At 69.6% G+C, this 9,758-nt stretch carries 10 protein-coding genes; 2 read left to right on the forward strand and 8 right to left on the reverse strand.

Annotation, left to right across the window (positions count from 1 at the left end; genetic code table 11):
- Position 1: 1 nt before the first annotated feature.
- Positions 2–766 carry a trans-aconitate 2-methyltransferase gene (locus tag QN239_RS29950; protein ID WP_499016015.1) on the reverse strand — a complete coding sequence of 255 codons (765 nt, stop codon included), beginning with the start codon at positions 764–766 and terminating at the stop codon, positions 2–4.
- A gap of 44 nt (positions 767–810) precedes the next feature.
- Between QN239_RS29950 and QN239_RS29955 the strand changes: the two genes are divergently transcribed.
- Positions 811–1,686 carry an amidohydrolase family protein gene (locus tag QN239_RS29955; RefSeq protein WP_499016017.1) on the forward strand — a complete coding sequence of 292 codons (876 nt, stop codon included), beginning with the start codon at positions 811–813 and terminating at the stop codon, positions 1,684–1,686.
- Entirely contained in the window at positions 1,658–2,908 is a 1,251-nt protein-coding gene (locus QN239_RS29960) for an alpha/beta hydrolase family protein (RefSeq protein ID WP_499016019.1), read from the forward strand. The genes QN239_RS29955 and QN239_RS29960 overlap by 29 nt, the downstream gene beginning before the upstream one ends.
- On the opposite strand, the gene eccE is transcribed toward QN239_RS29960, so the two are convergent.
- Genes eccE through QN239_RS29995 form a run of 7 tightly spaced genes read right to left on the reverse strand, consistent with a single transcriptional unit; the run spans position 2,898 to position 9,716 of the window.
- Positions 2,898–3,812 carry a type VII secretion protein EccE gene (gene eccE, locus QN239_RS29965; protein ID WP_499016021.1) on the reverse strand — a complete coding sequence of 305 codons (915 nt, stop codon included), beginning with the start codon at positions 3,810–3,812 and terminating at the stop codon, positions 2,898–2,900. The genes QN239_RS29960 and eccE overlap by 11 nt on opposite strands.
- Positions 3,809–5,191, reverse strand: a complete 1,383-nt coding sequence (mycP, locus tag QN239_RS29970; RefSeq protein ID WP_499016022.1) for a type VII secretion-associated serine protease mycosin — start codon at positions 5,189–5,191, stop codon at positions 3,809–3,811. The genes eccE and mycP overlap by 4 nt, the downstream gene beginning before the upstream one ends.
- Complete coding sequence (gene eccD / locus QN239_RS29975; RefSeq protein WP_499016024.1) at positions 5,188–6,579, reverse strand: type VII secretion integral membrane protein EccD; 1,392 nt, start codon at positions 6,577–6,579, stop codon at positions 5,188–5,190. The genes mycP and eccD overlap by 4 nt, the downstream gene beginning before the upstream one ends.
- On the reverse strand, positions 6,561–7,508 hold the full coding sequence (locus tag QN239_RS29980; RefSeq protein ID WP_499016027.1) for an ESX secretion-associated protein EspG: 948 nt from the start codon (positions 7,506–7,508) through the stop codon (positions 6,561–6,563). Before QN239_RS29980 ends, eccD begins: the two co-directional genes overlap by 19 nt.
- Positions 7,509–7,796, reverse strand: coding sequence for a WXG100 family type VII secretion target (locus QN239_RS29985; protein WP_090358481.1), 288 nt, complete (start codon positions 7,794–7,796; stop codon positions 7,509–7,511).
- 25 nt (positions 7,797–7,821) lie between these two features.
- A complete protein-coding gene (locus QN239_RS29990; RefSeq protein ID WP_167156113.1) occupies positions 7,822–8,115 on the reverse strand; it encodes a type VII secretion protein EsxS in 294 nt (97 codons plus the stop codon).
- 53 nt (positions 8,116–8,168) lie between these two features.
- Complete coding sequence (locus QN239_RS29995; protein ID WP_499016030.1) at positions 8,169–9,716, reverse strand: PPE family protein; 1,548 nt, start codon at positions 9,714–9,716, stop codon at positions 8,169–8,171.
- Positions 9,717–9,758: the final 42 nt, after the last annotated feature.

Raw genomic sequence — 9,758 nt, forward strand, 5'->3', positions numbered from 1 at the left:
ATCACCGGGTTTGGGCGACCACGAAGATCCGCCGGAACGGGAAGAACGTGCTGCCGTCGGCGCGTACCGGGTAAGCCTGCGCGAGCACCGGGATGATCTCGTTGCGGTACTGCTCCCACAACTCACCGGACAGCCGTGCCTTCACCTGGGTCAGTGCGGTCCCGGTGATCCAGTCCAACACCGGTGTGTCACCGCGCAATTCGTGAATGTAGGTGGTCTCCCAGACGTCCACCGTGCAGCCCGCGTCGCGGAGCAGGCCGGCGTACTCGACCGGCGTGCCGACGACATCGGCCTCCCGCCACGGCATATCCCGCAGTTCCTCGACGAACGGCTCCCGCCGGGCGACCTCGCGGACCGCCTCATGCGAGGGTGCGTCGAAGTTACCTGGCACCTGGAACGCGAGCCACGATCCCGGCGCCAGCTGACGCACCCACCGCAGCACGATATCGCGGTGTCGCGGCACCCACTGCAGTGCGGCGTTGGACACCACCACATCGGTATCCGGTTGCGGGGCCCAGTCCTCGATCCCGCCGACCTTGGCGTCCAGGCCCCGCTCGCGGGCCTTCTCCACCATCTCCGGCGATGAGTCCCATGCTTCGATCTGCGCGTCCGGCCAGCGCTGGTTCAGGGTCGCGGTGAGGTTGCCGGGTCCGCAGCCGAGGTCGGCCACCCGCCTCGGGCTCTCGGCCGCCACCCGCGACAGCAGATCGAAGAACGGGCGGCCGCGGTGATCGGCGAACGCCAGGTACACGTCGGGATTCCACACATCCCCGATTGTGCCCCTCGAGCCCGTGAGTATGTTCTCAGGCGATGGACGAACCGACTTCGGTGCGCCAGATCTGGGAGGCCCTCGGGCTGCCCGGCATCTTCGACGTACACACACACTTCATGCCCAAGAACGTCATGGACAAGGTCTGGCAGTATTTCGACGCCGCCGGCCCGCTGGTGGGGCGGCCCTGGCCCATCACCTATCGCAGCGATGAGCAAGCCCGGCTGCAGACGCTGCGCTCGTTCGGAGTCCTGGCGTTCACCTCACTGGTGTATCCGCACAAGCCCGCGATGGCGGCGTGGCTGAACCAGTGGGCGGCACAGTTCGCGGCCGACACGCCGGACTGCCTGTCCACGGCGACGTTCTTCCCGGAACCCGGCGCGGCCGAATACGTCGGTGCGGCCATCGCCGGCGGTGCCCGCGTGTTCAAGGCCCATGTGCAGGTGGGCGGCTATGACCCGACGGATCCGCTGCTCGACGGCGTGTGGGGTGTGCTCGCCGAGGCCGGCACCCCCATCGTCATCCACTGCGGGTCCGGGCCGCAGCCAGGCGCGCGCACCGGTCCCGGCCCGGTCCGGGCGCTGCTGCAGCGACACCCGGGGCTGCGGCTCATCGTGGCGCATATGGGCATGCCCGAGTACACCGAATTCCTGGACCTGGCCGAACGTTTCGGGGTGTATCTGGACACCACGATGGCGTTCACCGCCTTCTCGGAGGAGACCATGCCCTTCCCCGCCCGCGAGTACCCGCGACTACGCGGATGCGGCGACCGGATCCTCTGGGGCAGCGACTTCCCGAACATCCCGTACGGCTATGCCGACGCGATGACGGCACTGACCCGGCTGCCCGGTATCGACGACGACTGGTTGCGCGGGGTCTTCCACGACAATGCCGCCCGCATCTTCGGACTTCACTGAGCCGGCTGCCGCTAGCATCGGGGTCGTGACCGAACCATTCCAGGCTCCCCCGGTCCCTCCGATTCCTGTCCCCGATGTCGCCGGCGCCGACGCGACCGCCCGCGGCCTGCCCCGCCGAGTCGACCTGACCTGGCAGCAGAAACTCGTCGTCGACGCCTCCGCGATCGCCGATCTCGGGCTGCGCACCACGATCGCCTCGATCGTCGGCGCGGCCATGCTGCCCCGGCTCGCGGGAGCAGCACGGCACCCGTCGCGCGTGGCCGCCGAGGAGCACGCGCTGGACTTCTACATCGATCTGGCCGCGAAACACGATCCGGAACTGTCGTTCCCGGCGCCGACCGCCGCGGCGCGGGTGTCCTCGCGCCCGGCCAACCCCGTCGCCACCTGGATGGCGCACGGCGAGGTGCGCAACCTCCGGTTCCAGAGCAGTTTCGAGGCGATCAATCCCGCACTCCGGGATCAGCGCCGGGGTTACACCCGAAACAACGTGGTACACGCCCAGCACTGGGTGCACAAGGACGGACCGCACCCGACGCTGTGCGTGATCCACGGTTTCATGGGGTCGCCCTATCTGCTCAACGGGATGTTCTTCGCACTGCCCTGGTTCTACCGCTCGGGATACGACGTGCTGCTCTACACGTTGCCGTTTCACGGCCCGCGTGCCGAAAAGGGCTCGCCCTACAGCGGATACGGGTACTTCGCCGACGGTATGGCCGGATTCGCCGAGGCGATGGCCCAGGCCGTGCACGACTTCCGTTCGGTACTGGACTATCTGGAGCACACCGGGGTCGATCGCATTGCGCTGACCGGCATGTCGCTCGGTGGATACACCTCCGCACTCATCGCCAGTGTCGACGACCGCATCCAGACGGTCATCCCGAACGTCCCGGTGGTCACCCCGGAAGCGGCGTTCGACGACTGGTTCCCGGCCAACAAGCTGGTGTCGCTGGGCAACCGGATCGCCCGCGTCGACAAGGCCAAGTCCGACGCCGCCACCATGTTCCATTCACCACTGAACTACCAGCCGCTGGTAGCCCGGGACCGCCGTCTGATCATCGCCGGACTGGGTGACAGGCTTGCGCCGCCGCAGCAGGCCGAAATCCTGTGGCGGCACTGGGATCGCTGCGCGTTCCACTGGTTCCCGGGTAACCACATCCTGCACGTCAGCCAACCGGACTACCTGCGCCGGATGACGCGTTTCATGCACCCGTTCATGTTCTGACCTGGGCCTGCTGCGCACCTGCCGGCCAGCTCAGTCTGCCGGCCAGATCCGCGCCGGCCGGGCTATGACCGTCGAGCCGCTGGGCGGCATGGAGATTCAGCGCATCCAGAGCCGGGCGCTGCCGACCGCCCAGGCGGACCAGCCCCGGCACCGGCGCCGAACTGGCCGGCGCCTCGGCGGTGCGCAGGGCAACGAGCGCCGCGGCGGTATCGGGGCCGAACTCGACGGCGGTCCAGGTCTCCAGCGTGGGATGGGCCCATACCGACGCCAGCACCTCCGGCAGATTCTGCACCGGAATCGCGTACGCGGAGACGAACCCGGCGCCGTCGGACAGTGCCCGCCAGGATTCCCTCGCCTCCGCCTGCACCGGATCCGGCTGGCCGCCTTCGACGGCGGTCACCGTCCAGCCGCTTTCCCGCAGGTGATCGGCCAGGCGGCGGGATACGATCTCGGCGGTGTCATACAAGGGGATCCGCGCCGAACGAGCCTGCAACGCGGCCAGATTGTCCTGGGCGGCCAGGGTCAGCCCCACCCAGGTCTGCCGCCGGCCGTCGACATCGCGGCTGGTGATCCGTACCTTGTCGCAGCGCAGACCGTAGCGATCGGCATAGCCGGCGATCAGCGGCACCGGCAGTTCATCGACGTCGGAGGCCTCGATTCGCAGCAGAATGGAGGCGCGGCCGGCGGGCGCGGCAGCCGGTTGTGGTGTGCGGATCCGACGAGCGAGGATCGCCCACCGCCGGCCCAGCAGCGTGGTGACGAATTCACCACGCCACCAAGCGAACACGATGACCACCACGGCGACCGCCGCGCCGAGCACCCAGCGTGAGGTGACGGTCTGCCACGGGTAGGCCAGCGCGGCCGGAACGATGAAGAGCAGCGCCAGGGTGAGTCGGGCCGTCATGCGGCTTTGTCCTTCCGTCGATGGGCGGTGATCGCGGCCACCACCAGCACGAGCAGCGCGAGCGCGCCCGTACCGATGAATGCGACTGTCCGTGGCGTGAGGTCCTTCTGCGCCGGGGCGGGCGGTCCCGCAACGGTTTTCGCCGTGGGCGCCGCACCTCCCGGGCCGGGGACATCCCAGGTCAATGCCGCCACCGGGTCGATACTGCCCGCACCCACCAGGTTCGACGGCGATCGGTCGGCGCCGTGCGCGGTCACGGTCAGTCTGCGTATCACCTGTTCAGCGGTCAGCTCGGGGAATCGGGCGCGCACCAGCGCCGCCGCCCCGGACACATAGGCCGCGGCGTAACTCGTGCCGCGCAGCGGCACCAATTCACCTTTGGCATCGGGCATTCCGTTGGCCAGTCCGCCGTCGGCACCGTTGCTCACCGAGATGATGTCCTGTCCGGGTGCGGCAATACCCACCCACGGCCCGGCCATGCTGAACGGTGCCGGCGCGCCGGCGCCGGTCAGCGCGCCCACCGACAGCACATAGGGCTGCCACCAGGACGGGATGGACACCGACGTGACAGCACCCCAGTTGCGCGGGTCATCGGGTCGGGCAGGGTCCGTCAATGGGTTTGTCGTGCAGGATGTTCCGGTACCGATGGTGGAGCTGCTGTTACCGGCGGCCGCGACGATGACGGCGTCCTTCTGCACTGCCGCGTAACGCAGGGCCGCGCCCAGGGCGGCCTGGTCGACGGTGCTGTCGGCGGGCACACAGGTCACCGCGGAAATGTTGATCACCCGAGCGCCCAGGTCGGCCGCCCGCACCACCGCGCGGGCCAGGGTGGCGATGTCGATGGTGGCCCGGGTGATCACGGGATCCTCACCTTGCTGCGCCGGTGAGTAGTGCGCGGAGGTCTGGCGGATCGACAACAGGGTGGCGCCGGGCGCAACACCGGAGAATCCGTCGGGGCCGGGCCGGCCTGCGATCAATCCGGCGATCAGGGTGCCATGACCGTCGCAGTCGGTCAGGCCGTCGGTCGATTCGACGAAGTCGCCGCCCGCTTCGACATTGGGTAGCCGGGGCCCGGGGTGCACGCCGGTGTCGATGACGGCCACCGTCTGCCCGTCACCGCGGCTGTACTTCCAGGCATCGGACAGGTTGAGTGCCAACTGGTTCGGGTTCACCGCGGCAGGATCGCCACCGGGCAGCACACCGGTGGTAACGCAGGGACTGCGCAGGGCCATCGCTTGCACCGGGCCCGCGGCACCCGCCGGCGGGACGATCTGATCATCGACCGCCGGCGGGGTGATGGCGCCCGCGGAGGGACTGATCAGCAGCGCCACGGCCCCGACGACGCCGAGCACTGCCGAACCGACACGCAATCCGCTCACCTATTCAGGACCCATTCGAACAGGCCCAGCAGGTAGGCGGCCAGCGGGATCACCGAGGCGTCCACCGCGGCGGCGACGAACCCGAGCAGGCGCCGGGCCGGCAGCGAGTAGGTCTCGGGTGCCGCGATCCGCGGATTGAGCGCCACCAGCACCCAGGCGGTCACCAGGACGGTCAGGACGCCGAGGGCCCACCACGCCGCGGTGTAGCGGCCGGTGACCAGCAGGACGACGAGCAGCACGGCGGTCACCAGGAACGAATGGCTCAGCAGCCAGGTCTTGCAGGCGGCCGAATCCCACACTCGGGCACGCAACGCCGTGCCCGCTGCCGCGGCGACCACCAGCACCCACGCCCACGGCGACACCGCGGGGCCACCGACCAGAATCACCGAGCCGGCCACCGACAGGAGCACCCCGGCCGCCAGAAAGCCCGTCTGATGCGCGTTGGTGACGCGGACCCGGCGCGGCAGATCCTCCAGCACCCGTAACGGCTGAGCCGACGGCGTCGGGTCCCCCGGAGCCGGGATGACGGGGACCGGCAGCCGGGCCCACAACGCCGCCAGTTGCGCGGCCTGCACGGTGACCAGTAGCGCCAACACGATCAAGCCGCAGCCGATCCTGATATCGGTCAGCTCCCACACACTGCCCAGCGCGGCGAACAGCAGCACTCCGAAGCCGGTGACCGCGGCCGCCGTGAAGGTCGCGAGGGCACGTTCGAACACGACGATGCCGATGATCGACCATGCGGTCACACCGGCCGCCGCGAGCAGTAACTGCGCGGCGCCGAACTCGCCGGGAACCGCCAGCGCGAACGCCGCGGCCACCGGAACGAGCGCCGTCACCGCCAGCGCGGTACTGAATCCGCGGAACCGGGCCCGGGCCACCAGGGCTGCCAGGACGGTCGCGACGGCAACACCGGCAAGGGTGAACAGCCCGCCGGCATGCCCGGTGCTGACGCGGAATGTCGCGGCCAGCGCAGTGGCCAGCAACAGCAGCGCGATCACCGCGGCACCGGCACCACGCTGAATCTGTGCGGCACCCCAGGCTCGTTCGCGTGCTGCGGAGAAGATGACGGCCGCGTCGGCGATATCTTCGACGATGCGCGGTGCCGCGGGGCCGGCCGGAATCCGCTGTAGGGCCAGCAGGTCACCGTCGACCACCCCCACGGTGTCCAGGGTCGCATCCAGGCTGAACGGCGCTCCGCCGATCGGCGCGAGGCTCAGCCGGGCAAGCGTGCCTTCGCGATCGTCATCGGCGGGTAGCACGGTGTGCTGGATGGCCGGGATGATCTCGCGCAGCGGCAGCTCGGCCGGCAACGCCAGTTCGGTGAGCCGGCCGGAGTCAGCCAGCACGGCCACCCGCACGATCGGCATCACAGTGTTGTCGGGCATCGGTTTTCCGTTCTCTGGTCGAAATCTCTATGGAGCAAGGTGGCGGGAATCTGGTCGCTGCCGGCGGGCGCAGAAAACCATGAGCCCCCCGGCAGGGAGGCGGTCAGCCGGTCCACCGCGGCGGCGATGGCCGACGTGTGCCCGGGCGCGAAGGTCGACACCCACTCGCCGTCGAACGCCTGGGTGGGGTGGACCAGCAGGCGGCCTGCGGTGCAGTCGACGACGGCGACCCCCACCTCGGTACTCACCCGGTACCCGTCGCGGTGTTCGCCTGCGACGATCTCGGCATAGGTGCGCGGTCCGGTGAAGACCGCCTCCACCACCGCTCGCGCCGAAGGCGGGATGCCCAGGTGTTCAACTACTTCGGCGAGTTCGGCGCCTCCGCGCAGCCTCTCGTCGGCTCGCGCCCCGGCCCGCATGGGGACGGTGAATTCGTCGAAGTCGGCCGCGCGCCGCGCCGTGAGCCCTGCCGTCAGTACTGGCACCAGGTCGTGCGGATGTGCGATGTCCATCTCGGTGAACGTCACCAGCCCTCCGCTGCGCAGCGCGACGACGGTTCGCTCGCCTTGGTTTACCTTCCCGTCGCTTCGCTCGCCCCGGGCTATCTTCCCGTCGCTTCGCTCGCCCCGGCGGCCCACCACGCCGCGCAGCATGTTGCCGTCAGCACTGACCACCCGGATCTCAAGCCACTGCCGGGCCCGGCAGCTCACTCGGATCCACTGGGCGACAGCGGGGTTGACAGCACCACCGCCGGATAGCACACCCAGCTCGGTGAGCTCGGCGACACGGTCGGCGGCGAATCCCTCCGCCGCCGCCGAATCGCTGTAGGGCGGCGTGATGGCCAGCACCCAGGGGAACGAGCCGGAGCCGGTCAGTTCGGCGAGGTACCAGGCTTGCTCGACGGTCAGCTCGACCGCGTTAGCAGCCATCTATCCCCACTTGGCGCCCTCGGCCTGGTCGCGGGCGTTCATCGCGACGGTGTTGGTCTCGTGGGTGCTGGCCATCGCCTGGTAGGCCCGGACCAGCTCGCTCATGCTGGTGTTCCACTGTGCCTGCCACGCCTGGTACGTCATACCGGTGTCGCCCTGCCAGGCGCCGCTCAGCGCGGCCTGCTCGGCGGCGATATCGGCGCCCACCGCGTTCAGAGCGCCTGCGTAACCGGCCATCTCGCCGGCGAGCCCCAGCATGGCCGGGTAGTTGTACATGATCTGCGACATGTGGTTCTCCTGGTCGGCTGGTGGGTTAGATGGAGGTGTAGGTGGTGGCGGCGGACGCGTCCTGCGCGACGTAGGTGCCGGCGGCGTCACCCAGGTTGGCCTGGGCCACATCCAACAGTGCGTTGACCCGTGCGGCCACCTCGATGAAGCGCGCGTGCGCGGCCTGGAACGCGGCCGAGGACTCGCCCATGTGGAAGGCCTGTGAGGCCTGGGCGGCCTGCTCGGCCTGCGCGATGGTGCTGCGCATCAGCGCGGCCTTGGCGCCGAACGCCGACTCAGAGGCGACGATCTGCGGGATGTGTGCGTCGAGCATGCTCATGGATTTTCCTCTCGGATGTGCTGATCAGATGGAGTGACAGTCTCCGGTTGCGTTCAGTTACGTTGTCCCCCTTCAGGTTCTGCGGACCAGTTGCCCGGCAGCATCGGATTGACCGGTCCCCCGCCGAACTGGTCGCCGCTCATCTCGGTGAGCCCGGCGGCCGCGGTCCTCTCCGTCTCACCGTCCAGCGTGCCGGTGAAGCCCATCGGCCCGGCCCCGCGGGCGGAAGCACGTACCGCCGGGTCGGATCGGTGTGGGGCGGGTGGGCGCTGTTCGCCTTCGCCGTAGTCCAGGTATTCGTCGGCGTACGCGAAGTCCTTGATCTCGGCTTCCTTCTTGCGGCGGCGCTTGCGCCGTTCTGCTGCCGAGAGCGCCGCCGCGGAGCCCACCGCGGCCGCCGAACCCGAAGCCGGCGCCTTGGCTGCGGATTGGTCGCGGATCACCGGCGTGAACCCTTCGCCCGGGTCACCGCCGCGCACCGCATAGGCGACGGTGGTCGCCGCGGCCGGCGCCGGCGCCGGTGCGCTCGCCGGGGCCGTTCCGGCCGGCGCCCCCACAGGGGATCCCGTGGGCGTGCTGACGGTCGGGGCCACGCCGGCCACCGGCCAGACGTTGGGTTGGTCGGACCGTTGCGGAGCCGGTGCGGGTGTCGTGTCGACCGGCACATCGGGCTGCGGGAGCAGGGCGAGCAGTCCGAGCATGGCCAGGCCGACGCCGGCCAGCACGGGGAGCAGGAACGGCGCGATCGCCACCCCGATCCAGGTTCCCCACCCCACCGGCTGGAGGATCGCCTGGTAGAGCAGAGCGGCCAGCAGCGGCCCCCACTGCACGAGTGCCCCGGCCGGGTTGGTGAGGAAGTCGAGGATGATCTGCCGGGTGGTCCCTAACGGGTTCTGCAGGAAATCCCAGATCAGATCTCCGCCCGGCAGCGATTTGATGTACTGCTCGAGGTAGCTGACGATGGAGTTCGAACTATCCAGCGCCGTACCGGAATTCACGGCCTGCGCCTGTGCCGCCGATTGGGTGGCCGTCGCGGTGGCCGCACCCGCTTCGCCGATACCCGGGGTGAGCAGCATCGGCGCCGGCTGCAGTGTGGGCGTGGCCGCCACGGTCGCCGCCGACACCGCCTGATATCCGCTCATCACCGTGGCCGCCTGGATCCACATCCGGACGTAGTCGGCTTCGTTCACCGCGATGGGAATGGTGTTGAGACCGAAGAAGTTCGTGGCCAGCAGCACGCCGTGCACCACGTGGTTGGCGGCCAGTTCGGCGAGCGTGGGCATGGTGGCCAGAGCAGTGCTGTAGGCGGCCGCCGCGGTCTCGTGCTGCGCCGCCGCGACCGCACTGTCGGCGGCGGCCTGAGCCAGCCACATCAGGTACGGCTGATGCGCGATGATGTACTGCTCGGCACTGGGACCTTGCCACGACCCAGCGCCGACGGAGCCCAGCGTGGCACTGAGTTCACTTGCCGCGGATGCATATTCGGCACTGAGAGACTGCCAGGCCCCCGCGGCGGCGAGCAACGGCCCCGGTCCCGGGCCACTGCTGAGCAGCGCCGAATGGACCTCGGGTGGCAGGGCCATCCAGATGGGGGCGGTCATGCCGGGGCGAGCGAAGCGACGGGGGTTGTCAGGACCGGGGCG

This window comes from Mycolicibacterium sp. Y3, from assembly GCF_051188035.1.
Lineage (GTDB): Bacteria > Actinomycetota > Actinomycetes > Mycobacteriales > Mycobacteriaceae > Mycobacterium > Mycobacterium fluoranthenivorans.

What these genes read in the sequence shown, in the direction of transcription:
- eccE (WP_499016021.1), bottom strand. Translation starts at nt 3,812, where the DNA reads ATGACGGCCCGACTCACCCTGGCGCTGCTCTTCATCGTTCCGGCCGCG.
- QN239_RS29960 (WP_499016019.1), top strand. Translation starts at nt 1,658, where the DNA reads ATGCCGCCCGCATCTTCGGACTTCACTGAGCCGGCTGCCGCTAGCATC.
- QN239_RS29995 (WP_499016030.1), bottom strand. Translation starts at nt 9,716, where the DNA reads ATGACCGCCCCCATCTGGATGGCCCTGCCACCCGAGGTCCATTCGGCG.
- eccD (WP_499016024.1), bottom strand. Translation starts at nt 6,579, where the DNA reads ATGCCCGACAACACTGTGATGCCGATCGTGCGGGTGGCCGTGCTGGCT.
- QN239_RS29955 (WP_499016017.1), top strand. Translation starts at nt 811, where the DNA reads ATGGACGAACCGACTTCGGTGCGCCAGATCTGGGAGGCCCTCGGGCTG.
- QN239_RS29990 (WP_167156113.1), bottom strand. Translation starts at nt 8,115, where the DNA reads ATGAGCATGCTCGACGCACACATCCCGCAGATCGTCGCCTCTGAGTCG.
- QN239_RS29980 (WP_499016027.1), bottom strand. Translation starts at nt 7,508, where the DNA reads ATGGCTGCTAACGCGGTCGAGCTGACCGTCGAGCAAGCCTGGTACCTC.
- QN239_RS29985 (WP_090358481.1), bottom strand. Translation starts at nt 7,796, where the DNA reads ATGTCGCAGATCATGTACAACTACCCGGCCATGCTGGGGCTCGCCGGC.